Below are 16,384 nucleotides of genomic sequence, written 5' to 3'. Positions count from 1 at the left end.
GATCTTGCCCCGGCTGGCCTCCAGCACTTCCGAATACACCGCCACCTCGCGCGCCTGGGTGCCGTCGTCGAGCTGGATGAAGGCCATCTTGCCGCGGTTGCCCATCTTGGTGCGCACATCCATCACCACCCCGGCCATGGTCACCGGCTCGCGCGAGGGTTCGAGCTGGGCCAGGGTGCGGCGCACGAAACGGCGCACCTCGGCCTTGAAGGCATTGAAGGGGTGGCCGGAAAGAAAGAAGCCGATGGCGGTCTTCTCCTCCTTGAGACGCTCGCGCTCCGACCACGGGCGCACCCTGGCGAACTCCGGCGCTGCCCCGGCGGCCTCCGGGATCATGTCGAAGAGCCCACCCTGCAGCGCATTGGCGGCCGCCTGCTCGGCGGCGTCCATGGCCAGCGCGACGGTGGCGATGAGCTGGGCGCGGTCGATGCCGGCGTGCCCCGGCAGAGCGTCCATCGCCCCGCCGCGGATGAGCGCCTCGATGACGCGGCGGTTGACCTGGCGGCGGTCGACGCGCTCGCAGAAGTCGAACAGGTCGCGGAAGGCGCCGCCTTTTTCGCGTGCGGCGAGGATGGCGCGCACCGCCGGCTCGCCGCAGCCCTTCACCGCACCGAGGCCATAGCGGATGGTCTTGCGGTCCACCGGCACGAAGCGGTAATCCGATTCGTTGACGTCCGGCGGCAACACCTTGATGCCGTTGGCCACCGTGTCTTCATAGAAGATCTTGATGGTGTCGGTGTTGTCGAGATCGGACGACATCGTCGCCGCCATGAAGGCGGCGCAGTGGTGCGCCTTGAGCCAGGCAGTGTGGTAGGTGACCACCGCATAGGCCGCGGTATGCGACTTGTTGAAGCCGTACTCGGCGAACTTGGTCATCAGGTCGAAGAGCTGCTCGGCGAGCGCCGGGTCATAGCCCTTCTGCTGCGCGCCCTCGGCGATGGTGGCGCGGTGCTTGGCCATCTCCTCGGGCTTCTTCTTGCCCATCGCGCGGCGCAGCATGTCGGCGCCGCCCAGGGTGTAACCGCCGATGATCTGGCTGATCTGCATCACCTGTTCCTGGTACACGATGACGCCGTAGGTCGGCTCCAGGCAGGCTTTCAGGTCCGGGTGGAAATAGTCGATCTCCTGCAGACCCTTCTTGCGCAGGATGAAGTCATCCACCATGCCCGAGCCCAGCGGCCCTGGGCGGTACAGCGCGAGTACCGCGATGATGTCTTCGAAGCGGTCGGGGGCGAGCTTCTTGAGGAGCTTCTTCATGCCGTCCGATTCGACCTGGAAGATCGCCGTGGTATTGGCGTCCTTGAGAATCTGGTAGGCGGCGGGGTCCTCGAAGCCCAGGCTCATCAGGTCCGGGCGGCTGCCTTCCAGGCGCTGCACGTATTCCAGCGCCAGTTCGATGATGGTGAGGTTGCGCAGGCCGAGGAAGTCGAACTTGACCAGGCCGACCGCTTCCACGTCGTCCTTGTCGAACTGCGACACCGGCGTGGCGTCGTCGCCATCGGCAATGTAGAGCGGGCAGAAGTCGGTGAGCTTGCCCGGCGCGATGAGCACGCCGCCGGCGTGCATGCCGACGCCGCGGGTGAGACCTTCGAGCGGTTCGGCCAGGCCCCACAGGGTCTGGATGGCCTCGCCGTCGTTGCCGTCCTTCATCATCTCGCCGATCTGCGGCTCCATCTCGTAGGCCTTGGCCAGCGACACCGGCTTGGCGCCCTCGATCGGGATCAGCTTGGAGAGGCGGTCGCACAGGCCATAGGGCAGATCGAGCACGCGCCCGACGTCGCGCACCACCGCCTTGGAGGCCATGGTGCCGAAGGTGGCGATCTGGCTCACCGCCTCCTTGCCGTAGCGTTCGCGCACGTACTCGATGACGCGGTAGCGGTTGTCCTGGCAGAAGTCGATGTCGAAGTCAGGCATCGACACCCGCTCGGGGTTGAGGAAGCGCTCGAACAGCAGGGCGTAGGCGAGCGGATCAAGGTCGGTGATGCGCAGGCTGTAGGCGACCAGCGAGCCGGCGCCGGAACCCCGCCCGGGACCGACCGGCACGCCGTTGTTCTTGGCCCAGTTGATGAAGTCGGCCACGATCAGGAAGTAGCCGGGGAAGCCCATCTGGATGATGGTGTTGCACTCGAAGGCGAGACGCTCGTCGTACTCGGGACGGCGTTGCTGGCGGACCTCCGGGTCGGGATAGAGCTCGGCCAGACGGACTTCGAGACCCTTCCTGGCTTCCTCGACGAGGAATTCGTCAATGGTCATGCCTGCCGGAATCGGAAAATCGGGCAGGAAGTTCTTGCCCAGCGTCATCTCGATATTGCAGCGACGGGCGATTTCCAGCGTGTTTTCCAGCGCCTCGGGCAGGTCGGCGAACAGTTCGACCATCTCCGCCTGAGTCTTGAAGTACTGTTCCTCGGTGTAGATCTTGGGCCGCCGGTGGTCGCCCAGCACATAGCCTTCGGCGATGCAGACGCGCGCTTCGTGGGCGCGGAAGTCGTCGCGGTTCATGAACTGGATCGGGTGCGTGGCGACCAGCGGAATGCCGGTTTCGCCCGCCAGATCGGCGGTCTGCTGGACGATGGCTTCCTGCTGCGGCTGGCCGTAGCGCTGGACTTCCAGGTAGAAGGCACCGGGGAAGATTGCTTCCCAGGCCCGCGCGCGCTCCATGGCCAGATCGAAGTTGCCGTTCAGCAGGGCTTCGCCGACGTCGCCCAGATGCGCACCGGACAGTGCGATCAAGCCGTCGCTACCGACTTCGGCAAACCACTCGCGGCGGATTTCGGCACGGTCGCGCCGACCGTCGACGGTGTAGGCGCGGGTCAGCAATTCGCACAACTGGCGGTAACCCTGACGGTTGCGTACCAGCAGCAACAGGCGGCGCGGGTCTTCGGGCGCTTCCGGGTTGGCGATCCAGACGTCGGCGCCAGCCACCGGTTTGACGCCCTTGCCGCGGGCGCCGGTGTAGAACTTGACCAGGCCGAACAGGTTGCCGAGGTCGGTCAGCGCCAGCGCCGGCATGCCGTCGCCGGCCGCCCGCTTGACCGCGTCGCCGATGCGGACGATGCCGTCGGTGACCGAATATTCCGAGTGGAGACGAAGATGAACGTAGCGCGGCGAATTCATCGCCGGGATTTTACCTCGCCAGACCTCAACGCGGCGGCATCACTTTCAAAACCAGGAGTCCCAGCACCAGCCCCCAGAACGCACTGCCGATGCCGAACAGCGACATCCCCGACGCGGTGGCCAGGAAAGTCACCAGCGCGGCTTCCCGCTCGCGCTCGTCGGCCAATGCCGCGCCCAGGCTGTTGCCGATGGTGCCGAGCAGGGCCAGCCCGGCAATCGCCGCAATCAGGGCGGCCGGCAGCGCACCGAACAAGGCAGCGACGGTCGCCCCGAACAGGCCGGTAAACAGGTAGAAGACGCCGGCCCACACCGACGCCCGGTAGCGCTGCGCCGGGTCGGGGTCGGCCGCCGGGCTCATGCAGATGGCGGCGGTGATTGCCGCCAGGTTGAAGGCGAAGCCGCCGAAGGGCGCCAGCAGCAGACCGGTGACACCGGTCCAGGTGATCAGCGGCGAGGCCGGCATCTGGTAGCCATTGGCGCGCAATACCGCCAGACCGGGCACGTTCTGGCTGGCCATGGTGACGATGAACAGCGGCAGGCCGACGCCGATCAGCGTGGTCAATGAAAACGACGGTGTCGTCCACACCGGCAGCGCCAGCGTCAGGCTCACCGCCTCGGCGTGGATCATGCCGCCACCGGCTGCAACGAGCAGCCCGACCAGGAAGGCGAGCGGCACGGCGTAGCGCGGCAGCCAGCGACGACCGGCGAAATAGACGGCGAACATCGCCCCGACCAGCAGCAGTTCGCTGCTCAGCGAAGTGAACAGCGCCATCCCGAAGCGCGCCAGGACGCCGGCCAGCAGCGCCGCCGCCAGCGATTTCGGGACGTGGCGCATGATCGCCTCGAACAGCCCGAAAACGCCGCAGACGACGATCAGCGCCGACGCAAACAGGAAAGCGCCGATTGCCTCGCTCATCGGCACACCGCTCAGGCCGACCGCCAGCAGCGCCGCCCCCGGCGTCGACCAGGCGGTCAGCACCGGCGCCTTGAACCACAGCGAAAGGCCGACCGAGGTGGCGAACATGCCGATGCCGAGCGCCCACAGCCACGAGCCGATGTGCTCGGCGCTACCGCCGGCGGCGCTCGCCGCCTGGAAAACGATCGCCGCCGAACTAGTGTAGCCGACGAGGACGGCGATGAAACCGGCGGTCAGGTGGGAGACGGAAAACAGGCGGCGCATGGCGGCAACATCCGGGAAAAACAGTCCGGCATCATAGCAGGTGGCTGGAGCCCGCCCGGCTTCTCGGTTACAGTCGTGGATCACCAACAATACCCATCGAGGAGACCAGAATGAGCGAAGAAGCCTGCCTGTTGCGCGACGACCGTGGCGACGGCCTGACCACCCTGACCCTGAACCGCCCCGGCCAGTTCAACTCGCTGTCGCGCGAGATGCTGACCGCGCTGCAGACCGAACTCGACGCCATTGCCGCCGACGAAACCGTCCGCGTCGTCGTCATCGCCGGCGCCGGCAAGGCCTTCTGCGCCGGCCACGACCTCAAGGAGATGCGCGCCAACCACAGCAAGGAATTCATGCAGGCGCTGTTCCGCCAGTGCGGCGAGCTGATGCTGACGATCACCCGCATGCCGCAGCCGGTGATCGCCCGCGTGCACGGCATCGCCACCGCCGCCGGCTGCCAGCTGGTGTCGATGTGCGATCTAGCGGTAGCCGCCGATGTCGCCAAGTTTGCCGTCTCCGGCATCAACGTCGGCCTCTTCTGCTCGACGCCGGCGGTCGGCCTGGCACGCAACCTGGGGCGCAAGGCGGCACTGGAAATGCTGCTCACCGGTGAATTCATCGACGCCATGGAAGCCCGCGCCAAGGGCCTGGTCAACCGCGTCGTCCCGGCCGATGCACTCGACGCTGAAATCGAGCGCCTGGCCGGGTCCATCCTCGCCAAGAGCGCCGTCGCCGTGCGCATGGGCAAGGGCATGTTCTACAAGCAGCTGGAAATGGGCCTCGCCGACGCTTACGACTACGCCGGCGAGGTGATGGCCTGCAACATGATGAGCGAAGACGCCGGCGAAGGCATCGACGCTTTCATGCAGAAGCGGCCGCCCAACTACAAGGGCTGCTGATCAGACCGGCGGCTGCCAGTCCCGGGGCAGGATGGCCGGGGCCGGGCGGCCGATGTAGTACCCCTGGGCACGGTGGATTTCCATGCGTTCGAGTTCGCGCAACACTTCCGGCGACTCGACGTACTCGGCAACCACCGCGATGCCCATTTCCCGCGCCAGCGAACGGATGCTGGTGACGAAGGTGCGGTCCTTGTCGCTGTTGAGCATGTTGGCGATGAAGTCGCCCTCGATCTTCAGGTAGTCGATCGGGAACCGGCGCAGGTAGTGGAAGGACGAGAAGCCCGAGCCGAAATCGTCGATCGCCAGCTTGAAGCCGTCGGCCTTCAGGTCGTTCAGGAAGCGTTCGAGCAGGGCCAGGTTCTTGACCGTGTCGCGCTCGGTGATCTCGAACACGATGCGGTCGGGCGGGATGCTGCTGGCGGCGATGATGCGGCGCAGGTCACGGGCGAATTCGCTGAACACCAGCGCACGCGGCGACAGATTGACGAAGATTTCGCCATCATGCCCCTGCTGCGCAAGGGAAAGCAGCGCCCGTTCGAGCACCAGCATGTCGAGGCGGTGGATGACGCCGATCTTCTCGGCGATCTCGACGAACTCGTCGGCGCGGATCATCTCGCCCTTGAGATCGATGCGCGACAGGACTTCATAGGCCACGATACGACGGTCGGCGACATCGAGGATGGGCTGAAACCAGGGAACGACGCGCTGATTCTCGATGGCCTCGATGACCATCAGGCTCTTCTGCGAGATGTCGCGGAAAATCTCGACCACGTCGTTCTGCGACGGCACCGCCACCTGATCCTTGCCGGCGGCCTTGGCGCGATACATCATGTTGTCGGCGAACATCAGCAGGTCCTTGGTGCTGTCCGCATGATCCGGATACACCGCCAGGCCGATCGAGGCCGTACCACGCAGGCGGACACCGTCCGCCGTCACGATTTCGAGTTGCTCGATGGCACTACGGACACGCTGGGCGACGACGACAACGGTTTCCTGGGTGGCCTCGGGCAACAACGCGACGAATTCGTCGCCGCCGTAACGGGCCAGGATGTCGCCGTCGCGCAAGGCGCCCTGGACCTGACGGGCGAAGCGCTGCAGATAGGTATCGCCGACCGCGTGCCCGTGGGTGTCGTTGACCAGCTTGAAGTTGTCGAGATCGATCAGCAACAGGCCGAAGCTGTAACCATGGCGCTGGGCGCGGCCGACCTCGTAGGACGACAGTTCCCAGAAGACGCGCTGGTTGAACAGATCGGTCAGCGGATCGCGGGTCGCGTAATACTCCAGATCGCGGGTGTACTTGTAGATCGCCTTGACCGAACCGACCACGTTGAGCAGCGTGGACAGCACGCTTTCGACCACCAGGTAGCGGGTCTCGTCCTCGAGCACCCCGGCATGGACGCCAATGCCGACGATGCCGCCGATCTTCGGCTTGTCGACGAAGAAGGACTTGACCCGCAAGGCCACCTCGGCGTCGGTCAGCTCGACCACCGGCGCGCTGGTATTGGCGACGTGATGATGGATGGCAAAGGCGCCGTTATCGGCGAAGTTGGCCATCTGCAGGAGCTCCTGGCGAATGTAGTGCTCCATGCGCGCCCGCGTTTCCTGCGAAGCCGGGCCGTACCAGAAGACTTCCAGGTCGAACATTTCGTCGTCGATCTTGAAGATCGAGAACAGGGTGTGCGCCGGCAGGATGGTGTTGATGTCGATCAGCAGGCGGCCGACGTACTCGCGCCAGTCGCGGACGACGTCGGCGGTGATGACGAATTTCTCCAGCAGGCCGATTTCGAAGGTCAGGATTTCCTTGTCCACGGCGATGCCGCGCAACTTGTCGAGCAGGCGGCGCAGGGCCTGGTCGATGCGATTCAGTTCGACGAAGCCGAAATCGCGCTGAACCACGGCCAGCGCCTTGAGGTCGGATACCGCGCTGACCTGATCGAATTCCTCCTGCAGATTCTCGACCGCCCCCTCGATGCGCCGCCCGACCCACCAGACGGCACCGCCGGCCAGCAGGGCAACGAGCGGCAGCAGCAGGGCAAATGCCCACAACAGTTCGCGGCGGGCGTCGGCAAGCAGGCCGGCGTAATCCTGGCGCACTTCGATGGCGCCCAGGCTGACGCCGGGCGTTGCGTTGGCGTGACAGCCCAGGCATCGCTCGTCGGCGATCAGCGGATAGACGTGACGGGCGGTTTCGCTGCTGTCGATACGTACCGCCTGACCGCTGGCCATGGCCGAGCGCAACACATCGTCGAGTTCTGGCTGCTCGATCACGCCATAGGTGTCGACCACCAGCTGGCCGCGGTAGATCTGCACCTGCATGTTGCTGCCTTCGCCGGAGCTGGCCACGCCGCGCAGAAAATCGTCGGCCTGGCTGCGGCTCCAGCCCTGGCTCATCAACTGGTACATGGCGGCAAAAGTGATCCGCGTTGCCGCGTCGGACGCGCGCGCGGCATTGGTGCGCACGATGTTGTCGAACACACGATCGAGCGACCAGTAGGCACCACCGAAAAACAATGCTGCGACGACAGCCGATGTCGCCAGAATGAACCTGCTTATGCGCATAGCAATCTCCCCGGTGGGAGATTATCACCAAATGCAATAAATCGTACCGATCCGAGGCAAAAGTGAGAGACGTGACAAGGCACTGCGAGCACAAGCGGCGCTACAATCCGGCCATGCCGCGAGCCCCTTCCCTGCCGAAAAACCCCGCCCCGAACCTCCTGCACTGGCTAGCCGCCGTGACCTTCGTGCTGGCCCTGGCCGCCGCCTTCTGGCGGGCACCGCAACTGCCGCCCGGCGCTTTCGCCGAACCCTCCGCCCCCGCCGTGCCAACGCAGGCGCCGTTGCTCCGCCACGGCATGCTGCCCGGCGTCGGCGGCCTGCTCGGCGCTCCCAGCCTGACGCGTCTGGCCGACGGCCGCATGGCCATCGCCTGGCTGGCGCAGGCCGACGCTCCCCGGCACCACGACGTCATCTGGTTCAGCACGTTGAACGACGGCAACTGGAGCGAGCCTTACCCGGTCGTCTCCAGCGAGGACGCGGCCGGCAAGCTCTTTGCCCACATCCGCCACCTTGCCGACCCGATCCTGTTCGCCCACGACGGGGCAGTCCATCTGTGGTTCACCGCCGGCGGGGCCGGTGCCCGCCGCATCGTGCACACCCTGTCCGACGACGGCGGCCGGCACTGGCAAGCGCCGGCGAGACTGACAACCTCGCCGCTGGGCATTGCCGATACCGGCTTGCGCAAGGCACCGCTTCCCCTGGTCGACGGCGGACTCGGCCTGCCGCTCAGGCCGACATCCATCTCGGCGCGCGATGAATGGCTGCGTCTCGATGCCGACGGACGCATCGTCGGCAAGATCCGTTTGCCGGACGACATGCCCGCCGCGCCATGGCATCCCGTCAGCCGGCCCGACACCCTGGCCGACGACCGGCCGCAGGCACTGATCCGGCTGGCCAGCGGCCGCTTGCTGCTGGCCGGCAACACCACCGCCGGCACCGGCACGCTGGCGGTCTGGGTCGGCAACGCCGACGGCAGTGCCTGGCAAGCGCCGAGGATCATCGAAGCGGCGGCCGATGCCGACTTCTCCGCCCCGTCGCTGGCCCTGGCCGTGGATGCCGGGATCCACCTGGCTTACGGCTGGCGCCAGCAGGGCATCCGCCACCTGCGTTTCAATGAATCCTGGCTCGACGGGGCGCCGCAATGAACGCACTGTCCGCCTACAGCCTGCTCGCCCATGGCCTGATTTTCGGCGCCCTGGCCAGCCTGCTGCCGCTCGGCGTGCTGCGCCCGAAAGCCGCGCTGACGGCAACCACCATCGCGCTGATCGCCGGCATCGCGCCGGTCATGCATTCGCTGTTCGGCACGCCGTCGGTGACCCTGCTGATGCTGGCCATCCTCCACCTGCCGGCCAGACCGCTGACGCCGCTGGGCTACCCCGGCGCGCTCGGTCTGCTCGCCTTTGCCGCACTCTTCTATCCGGCCGCGCTGGGCTGGGGCGCCTTCGATCCCTACGCCCTCGGTTACCAGCCGTGGATGCTGCTCGGCGCGCTGATCCCGGTCGGTCTGGCCCTCTGGCTGAGGCGCATGCACGTCTGGCTGATGATCCTGGCCGTCGATCTGGCAGCTTACGCCAGCGGGATTTTCGACAATCTCTGGGACGTCCTGGTGGACCCGCTGCTGGTCCTGCTCGCCTTCTGCATCGTGCTAAGGCAACTGGTGCTGCGGGTCATCGCTGCAAGGCATCGCTGATCAGGCGGCGGATGCTCGAGGCTTCGAACGGCTTGTCGCAAATGGCCGATACCCCGGCCCGCTCGACGGCAGCCAGTCGGCCCATGTTCTGCTCGCTGGTCACCATCAGTACCGGCACTTCGGCCTGCCAGCTCTGCGTGCGGATGTATTCGGTCAGTTCGCGGCCGTCCATCTCCGGCATGTTGTAGTCGGTAATGACCAGGTCAAACATGCTTTCCTGAAGCACCGCCACCGCCTGCCGGCCATCGACGCATTCGGTGATGCGCTCGATGCCGAGCTCCTCGAGCAGCCGGCGCAGGTGATGCCGCGACGCCAGACTGTCGTCGACCACCAGCACGCGCAACCCTTCGATCTCGGCAAGATCGATGTCCTGCGGCGGATTCAGGTAATCGGCGGCAGCGTACAGCGCGCGCGACAACTGCTGTTCGGTGAAGGGCTTGGCGACGATGGCGCAGGCACCGGATTGACGGACCGGCTCAAGCACTTGCGGCCGCGTCTCGCTGGAAACCAGAATGAAGGGCACGCTTTCCAGCGCCGGGTCATCGCGCATCGCTGCCACCAGTTCGGTCCCGGCCATGTCCGGCAGATAGAGGCTGCTGATCACCACCTGTCCGTCGGTCGCATCCTGCAGGGCAGTCAGTGCGGCGCTGCCGTTGGCGACGATGGTGATCCGGCGCACCCCCTGATTGGTCAGCATGCGTTCGACCAGATGCGCTTGCATCTGCGAAGGCTCGACAAGCAGGACGACGAGATCGGCCAGGGAGGTGGTCAGGGCCATGCGCAAGGACTCCGGATAGCGTGAATGCACTCACTATAGCAGGCACTTGAGAAACCGACACGGCAGTCATCCGGGCGTAAAATCCGCGCATCGATCCGGAAATCCCATGAAAATCTCCCTCGAACTGCTCCAGGTCCTCGACGCCATCGACCGGCACGGCAGCTTCACCGCCGCCGCCAAAGCCCTGCACCGGGTGCCGTCGGCGCTGTCGCACGCGGTCGCCAAGCTGGAAAGCGATCTCGACATCACGCTGTTCATCCGTGAAGGCCGGCGCGCCATGCTCAACGACGCCGGCCGCACCCTGCTCGACGAAGGGCGCCACCTGCTGCGCGCCGCCCGCGAACTGGAGCGCCGCATCCAGCGCATCGCCACCGGCTGGGAGTCGGAACTGCGCATCGGCCTCGACGCGATCATCCCGGCCGAACGCCTGCTGCCGCTGATCCGGCGTTTCTACGACGCCGGTCACCAGACCCAGATCCGCCTGTCCAACGAAGTCCTCGGCGGCACTTGGGACGCCCTGGCCACCGACCGCGCCGACCTGGTCATCGGCGCCCCCGGCGACCCGCCGGCCCGGGGCGGGATTGGCAGCCGCCAGCTGTGCCGCGCCCGGATGCGTCTGGTGGTCGCCCCCGATCATCCCCTGGCCCAGGCGCGCGCGCCGATCACCACGGCCGACCTGGCCCAGCACCGCGCCATCGTCATCGCCGACACCTCGCAGGAACTGACCGCCCGCACCATCGGCCTGCAGGAGGGCCAGGACGCCTTGCGCGTCCCCGACATGCGGGCCAAGGCCGCTGCCCAGTTGGCCGGCCTCGGCGTCGGCCATTTACCCGGCTGGATCGCCGACCCGGAAATTGCCGCCGGCCGGCTGGTCAAACTACATACCGCCGAGCCGCACCCGCCGATACGCAGCCATATCGCCTGGCGCAACCGTCAGGTCGGCAAGGCGCTGCAATGGTTTCTCGACGAACTGGCGCGACCGGAAGTCATCGCCGCGCTGAGCGCCGGCCTGGACAGCGGCGAGGACTAACGCGCCTGCATCAGCCGCCGTCGCTCGGGCAAGCGCAGCAGAGGCAGAACCTCGCAATATTTGAGGTCGGCTTCACTGGCAAAGCTGACGCCGGCAACCCCGGCCCGGACCTCGCGCGCCACGGCATGCAGAGCCCCCTGCCAGTGAGCGATCACCGACGACCAATCGGGGAAACTTTCGGCCGGAAAAACCTTCTGCCGAGGATCGGCCAGCCCACGAACCCCCGGCAGCAGGTCCCCGACGGCGGAAATGCCGGTAAAAGCCGGTTTGTCGATCAGCACCTTGGCAAAAACGACGGCCACCACGGCATCGCCGACCAGGGCGGCGTAGATCGGCAACTGCGGTTCGGTGATGCGCGGCGACGCCCAGTTGTCGATATTGATCGCCGCCCCGGTCTTGTAATCGATGATCAGTTGCCGGCCGTCGGCCAGCCGGTCGATGCGGTCGACCACCATGTTCACGCGGATGCCTTCGATGTCGACGCTGGCCGCCTGTTCGCAGGCGACGACGGTGAACGGTTCCGGCCGCTCGCGCTCGACCGCCAGCCAGCGCTCGAGCAGGCGCAGCAGACGGGCCGACTCCAGTTGCCGGAAACGCTGTGGCAAGGGGCTGCGCAGCGCATCCTCGAAATGCGCCAGCGCCTTCTCGACCGCCTCGGCCAGAAGACGCCGGGCGGCGTCCTCGTTCAGCGCCGCCAGCCCTTCGCTGCCGCCGACGCGGCTCCAGAACTGTTCCAGCGCGCCATGCACCAGAGTGCCGCGGGCGGCCGGGTCGAGGCCTTCGACCGGCGTTTCCATGGCCTGCGCCCCGAGCCGGAACTGGTAGAAGGCCCAGGCCGGACAAATCGCCTGCGCCCGCAGCAACCAGCTGCCGCCGGCCACCACCTCGCCCTCGCCAACCGGCGGCGCCACGGCATCGTCGATGGCTTGGCAGCCGGCAGCAACGGCCAGGCGGGCGGCCAACGTCGTCAGCCGCGCCTCGTGCATTCCGGTCGCCAACTCGCCAAGCAAGGGGCTGGCACGCAGCATGCGGTTGCCGTCGGCGCGCGCCCAGGACAGGACCACCGAACTCGCCGAACGCAGCAGCCGGGCGTGCACGCGGCGGGCGAAATCGAGTTCGACGTCGGCGCTGGCATGCGAACTCCCGGCCGTGCGCTGAGCGTCGACTGACAGCAGGGGATTCGGCCGGGGCGGCGGCGGCCAGCGGTCGTCGTTCAGGCCCATCACCCACAGGGCGTCGAAATTCAGGCCGGCGCTTTCGAGCACGCCGAGCACCTGGATCGCCGGCTGTCCGCGGGTTTCCGGCTGGAACAGGCGCTGTCGGCACAATTCGCGCAGACGGGCCAGCGCCGCGCCCTGACCGATACGCCCGAGCAGCGCGTCGAAGCGGCCGAAGCCGTCGAGCAATTCGCCAAACGCCCGATGCGCCTGGAACTCGTCGCTGGACAAAGGCCGTTCGCCGGGCCAGCCGGCAGCCGCCAGCGCCTGCCGGAAAGACCGCCCCCAGGCGCCCGGCAACTGGCTGCGCGGCGCTTCGGCCAGCATCGCCAGCGCGCCATTCAGGGCATCAACCGTGCTCGGGCAGGATTGCGGTTGACGCGCCGCCAGCCGCAGCAGGGCCGGCACCTGGGTGAAATAGGGCAGGTCGCGGCGCATCGCCGCATCCAGGCAGGCCCGCGCATCGGCCTCGCTGACGTCGCCGGCCCAGAAGGCGCCGAGCAGTAGCGTCGACAAGCGCGACTGCTCGAAAGCCACACGACCGCTGCCCAGGGCCAGCAGCTCGAGCGCGCTGCGCACCAGCGGCTGTTCGGCCAGCGGTCGGCCGAGCGAGATGTTGTAGCTGCGCGGCAATTCTGCGCCATCGGGACGCAGCGCCGGAAGATGCAGCGCCTCGTCGAGCAGGCCGGCGAGGCGGTCGCGGACGCCGGCGAGATCCGGCGCGACAATGCCGATGCGCCGGCCGGGATGCTCGGCCAGTTGCGCCAGCGCCCAGGTCACGGCGGCATGGCATTCGGCAGCGGCATCGGCGCAGGCATGGACGGTCGCCGGCGCAGCGACCACCGAGAAATCGCGCTCCGAGACCTTCACCCCGCGCGCCTGGAGCACGTCGAGGAGCCGCTGTTCCAGCGGCGTCAGACGGTCGAAGCCGCACAGCACGACCTGCGCCGGCAGGACGAAACGGCCGGCCGCCAGGCGGTCGAGCAGTTCAAGTTGCAGGCCGGCGGGGTCGATCCAGCCGCCGTCCCGGCAACGCTTGAGGAAGGCAGCCTGCCAGGCGGCGAACAGTCGCGCCTCGTCGGCCGCGCCGCCAGCTGCCAGCCCCCAGCGCCGGCACAGGGCGTGCGCTTCCATCGCCGACGCCGCCAGGCCGGGCAGATCGAACAGCGGTGCCGCCGCACCGGCGCCACTGCTCAGGGCATCGGCGATCACCTGTTCCCAGAGCAGACGCTCGGCGTCGCTATCCAATGCCAGGGGCAGCGCGGCATCGCCACCGATCATCGCCTCGTCGGCCAGCGCCGACAGCCATTGACCGATGGTCAACGCCAGCGGCGCCTGCCAGGCTTTCGCGCCGGGCGGCCCTTCGTCCCGCAGGATCTGGGCCAGCCGGCTGGTGGCGCAGAGGAAAAGCTGCTGCTCGCTCATGGCGTACCGATGAACAGGAACAAGTTGGATGCCCCCTGCCGCGAGTGACCGATGCCGAGATAGGCCGGTCCGAGGGGCGTCTCGCCGCCGAGGTAGAAAGCCAGCGAATCCAGCCAGCCGTCGCGTCCGGTTTCGCTGAAGCGCCGCCCCAGACGGGCGGTTTCGAGGGCCACGCCGAAACGCATGTCGCCCCGCAGCCCGAGCGGCAGCCGGCCGATGATGCGTTCGCTGCGCAAACCGGCGTACTGGATGTCGTCGCCGAGCAGCTGACCGGCGCTGTAGGCAGTCATGTTGAGAAAACCGCCCAGGCGGCCGGCGTCGTAGGCCGGAAGCCTGCCGCGCGGCGACCCGGTATAGGCGAGCCGGGCGTTGAACACGGTATCGACCAGCGTGAAGGCCCCACGGAACTCGGCATCGAAGCGCGCGTAATCGCGCCCCGGCGAATGGAAATAATTCAAGTGGGCCGCCCAGCCCCGGGTCGGGAAATACATGCGGTCGGAACGGTCGAAATCGAGCGTCGCCTGCCAGCCGCCGAAGGTGACATCGCCGCGTGGCAGCGCCAGGGTGCCGGTATCGAGCCGGTAATCGCGGCGACGCTGAAGCCAGCCGAGACGCACAGCGCCATAGATGTGCGCGTTGTATCCCAGCCAGCCGCCCAGGCGCGACTCGGTGACCTTGTACTTGGCGATCCGCCGGTCGTCCTCGAACACGCTCAGGCGCTCCTGCTCGACACCGGCCAGCGCTTCGACAAAGTGACGCTGGGCGGGATCAAGCGGCTGATGGAGATTCACGCCCAGGCGATTACGCGACCCCAGCTCGGCGTGATAGAGGAGTTCGCCGCCCAGGGCATTCAACCAGGTCCGGTGATAGGCGGCGCGGACGCCGAACGACGCCCCATCGCCGCTGTCGGCGGCGAGATTGATGCCGAAACGCAGATAGTCCGGCCCCCAGGGCTTCTCGACCGGCATGATGCGCAGGGTGTTGCGCCCGGCATTGCCGATCACCGCGTAATCGACGCTCTCGTAATCGCCATCGCCGTAGATGCGCAACAGGTTGCGGTCGATGCGCCCGGCGGAGGCTTCCTCGCCCGGCTCGATATCGAGAAAGCGCGTCAGCGCGCGGGGATCGACCCGACGCAACCCGGCCACCTCGATTGCATCGATCCGCAGCGGTGCCGCTGCCTGTGCCTCGATCCCCTGCCACCAGGCGAGATAGTCGGCCGGCGCCAGCGCCAGCGGTGCCAGGCGCTCGGCCACGGCCTGCGCCGCCTGTCGGCCGCGCGCTGCCGCCTCGGCGTGGCGCGGGAAATCGCCGGCGCCGATGCCGTCGAGCGCCGGCTGGATCAGGATGTCCCGCTCGCCCAGCAGGGCCAGCGAACGCGCCACGTTCTGCCGGGTCAGGATGCCGATCATCTGCGCCGACACCGTCAGCAGGGAACCGACTTCATCGGCCTTGAGCAGCGGCGTGCCGACGTCGACCACAATCAGCACGTCGGCCGCGCAGCGTTCGCGGATTTCCGCCACCGGCAGGTTGTCGACCAGGCCGCCATCGACCAGTTTGCGCCCGCCGTATTCAACCGGCGCCAGCAGACCGGGAACCGACATGCTGGCGCGCATGGCCGTGCTCAGATCGCCGTCGCGGAACACCACGGCCTCGCCGCTGCCGATATCGGTGGCGACAATCGACAAGGGCAGCGGTAGCCGTTCGATACGGCTGCTGCCGACCAGACGGTTGAAGAACAGCTTGATTTTCTGCCCGGCAACGACCCCGCCCTGGTAACGCACGCCGTCGACGCCGACCCCGCTCTCGGAACCCGGCAGATACAGCCGTGAAATGGCCCGGTTGCGCTGGCTCATCTCGCCATAATCGGGGTTGTCGAGGAACATGTCCGACCAGTCCACCGCCGCCAGCGACTGCTGCATCCTGGCCGGCGTCAGCCCGGCTGCCCAGGCACCGGCAACCAGACCGCCCATGCTGGTGCCGGCGACACAGGCAATCGGGATGCGCTGTTCGGCCAGCACTTCAAGCACGCCGATATGCGCCGCACCGCGCGCACCGCCACCGCCGAGCACCAGTCCGATGCGCGGCGGCTCGGCCGCCATGCCCGGCAGGCTGGCGACGACCAGGCTCAGGACCAACAGAAAGCGGTGAAATAATGACAAAGGACTTCCAGATGTAAAAAAGCCCTGCCGAGGCAGGGCTTTGTGCAACAAAGTCGCTATTACTTGGTGCCGATGACTTCGATGTCGACGCGGCGATCCGGCTGCAGGCAGTCGATCAGGGCCTTGGTCTTGGCGTTGCCCTTGCAGGTGTCGCCGGTGACCGGCTGGGTCTTGCCCTTGCCTTCGGTGTAAACGCGGTTGGCTTCGATGCCCTTGGCAACCAGGTACTCCTTGACCGCGGCGGCGCGCTTCTCGGACAGCTTCTGGTTGTAGGCGGCACCGCCGATACGGTCGGTGTGGCCGACGGCCAGGATCACTTCGAGCTTGATCTGG

The 16,384-nt window shown here is 67.2% G+C and carries 11 protein-coding genes; 4 read left to right on the top strand and 7 right to left on the bottom strand.

The annotated features are described in order from the left end of the window. Positions 1-3,114: DNA polymerase III subunit alpha (dnaE, locus tag Q0799_RS05985; protein ID WP_298395707.1), on the bottom strand; the 3,114-nt coding region annotated here is incomplete at its 3' end. A gap of 25 nt (positions 3,115-3,139) precedes the next feature. Further along, complete coding sequence (locus Q0799_RS05980; protein ID WP_298395705.1) at positions 3,140-4,294, bottom strand: benzoate/H(+) symporter BenE family transporter; 1,155 nt, start codon at positions 4,292-4,294, stop codon at positions 3,140-3,142. Positions 4,295-4,404: 110 nt separating this feature from the next. Here Q0799_RS05980 and Q0799_RS05975 point away from each other — a divergent pair, with 110 nt between their 5' ends. Continuing rightward, positions 4,405-5,190 (top strand): enoyl-CoA hydratase, encoded by a 786-nt coding sequence (locus tag Q0799_RS05975; protein ID WP_298395703.1) that lies wholly within the window; start codon positions 4,405-4,407, stop codon positions 5,188-5,190. Here the strand turns inward: Q0799_RS05975 and Q0799_RS05970 are convergent, their stop codons facing one another. Further along, positions 5,191-7,749: a bifunctional diguanylate cyclase/phosphodiesterase gene (locus tag Q0799_RS05970; protein WP_298395701.1), complete on the bottom strand. Its 2,559-nt coding sequence runs from the start codon at positions 7,747-7,749 to the stop codon at positions 5,191-5,193. Positions 7,750-7,862: 113 nt separating this feature from the next. Between Q0799_RS05970 and Q0799_RS05965 the strand changes: the two genes are divergently transcribed. Both Q0799_RS05965 and Q0799_RS05960 read left to right on the top strand, forming a co-directional pair. Next, on the top strand, positions 7,863-8,894 hold the full coding sequence (locus tag Q0799_RS05965) for an exo-alpha-sialidase (protein WP_298395698.1): 1,032 nt from the start codon (positions 7,863-7,865) through the stop codon (positions 8,892-8,894). Next, the gene (locus tag Q0799_RS05960) at positions 8,891-9,439 is read left to right on the top strand and encodes a hypothetical protein (RefSeq protein WP_298395695.1); all 549 of its coding nucleotides are present in this window, start codon (positions 8,891-8,893) and stop codon (positions 9,437-9,439) included. The genes Q0799_RS05965 and Q0799_RS05960 overlap by 4 nt, the downstream gene beginning before the upstream one ends. Here the strand turns inward: Q0799_RS05960 and Q0799_RS05955 are convergent. Further along, complete coding sequence (locus Q0799_RS05955; protein ID WP_298395692.1) at positions 9,417-10,217, bottom strand: response regulator; 801 nt, start codon at positions 10,215-10,217, stop codon at positions 9,417-9,419. The two genes, Q0799_RS05960 and Q0799_RS05955, sit on opposite strands and share 23 nt — an antisense overlap. Positions 10,218-10,323: 106 nt before the next feature. On the opposite strand from Q0799_RS05955, the gene Q0799_RS05950 reads away from it, so the two are divergent. Beyond that, positions 10,324-11,247, top strand: a complete 924-nt coding sequence (locus tag Q0799_RS05950; protein ID WP_298395689.1) for a LysR family transcriptional regulator — start codon at positions 10,324-10,326, stop codon at positions 11,245-11,247. On the opposite strand, the gene Q0799_RS05945 is transcribed toward Q0799_RS05950, so the two are convergent. The 3 genes from Q0799_RS05945 to Q0799_RS05935 all read right to left on the bottom strand — a co-directional run. After that, positions 11,244-13,889 carry a PD-(D/E)XK nuclease family protein gene (locus tag Q0799_RS05945; protein ID WP_298395687.1) on the bottom strand — a complete coding sequence of 882 codons (2,646 nt, stop codon included), beginning with the start codon at positions 13,887-13,889 and terminating at the stop codon, positions 11,244-11,246. The two genes, Q0799_RS05950 and Q0799_RS05945, sit on opposite strands and share 4 nt — an antisense overlap. Next, complete coding sequence (locus Q0799_RS05940; protein WP_298395685.1) at positions 13,886-16,027, bottom strand: patatin-like phospholipase family protein; 2,142 nt, start codon at positions 16,025-16,027, stop codon at positions 13,886-13,888. The genes Q0799_RS05945 and Q0799_RS05940 overlap by 4 nt, the downstream gene beginning before the upstream one ends. An 83-nt stretch (positions 16,028-16,110) precedes the next feature. Then, positions 16,111-16,384 (bottom strand): OmpA family protein (locus Q0799_RS05935; RefSeq protein WP_298395682.1); only part of this gene is annotated, 274 nt, incomplete at its 5' end.

The organism is uncultured Azonexus sp., from assembly GCF_937982035.1.
Lineage (GTDB): Bacteria > Pseudomonadota > Gammaproteobacteria > Burkholderiales > Rhodocyclaceae > Azonexus.
This window is presented reverse-complemented; position numbering and strand designations above follow the sequence as displayed.

What these genes read in the sequence shown, in the direction of transcription:
- Q0799_RS05975 (WP_298395703.1), top strand. Translation starts at nt 4,405, where the DNA reads ATGAGCGAAGAAGCCTGCCTGTTGCGCGACGACCGTGGCGACGGCCTG.
- Q0799_RS05955 (WP_298395692.1), bottom strand. Translation starts at nt 10,217, where the DNA reads ATGGCCCTGACCACCTCCCTGGCCGATCTCGTCGTCCTGCTTGTCGAG.
- Q0799_RS05965 (WP_298395698.1), top strand. Translation starts at nt 7,863, where the DNA reads ATGCCGCGAGCCCCTTCCCTGCCGAAAAACCCCGCCCCGAACCTCCTG.
- Q0799_RS05980 (WP_298395705.1), bottom strand. Translation starts at nt 4,294, where the DNA reads ATGCGCCGCCTGTTTTCCGTCTCCCACCTGACCGCCGGTTTCATCGCC.
- Q0799_RS05960 (WP_298395695.1), top strand. Translation starts at nt 8,891, where the DNA reads ATGAACGCACTGTCCGCCTACAGCCTGCTCGCCCATGGCCTGATTTTC.
- Q0799_RS05950 (WP_298395689.1), top strand. Translation starts at nt 10,324, where the DNA reads ATGAAAATCTCCCTCGAACTGCTCCAGGTCCTCGACGCCATCGACCGG.
- Q0799_RS05970 (WP_298395701.1), bottom strand. Translation starts at nt 7,749, where the DNA reads ATGCGCATAAGCAGGTTCATTCTGGCGACATCGGCTGTCGTCGCAGCA.
- Q0799_RS05945 (WP_298395687.1), bottom strand. Translation starts at nt 13,889, where the DNA reads ATGAGCGAGCAGCAGCTTTTCCTCTGCGCCACCAGCCGGCTGGCCCAG.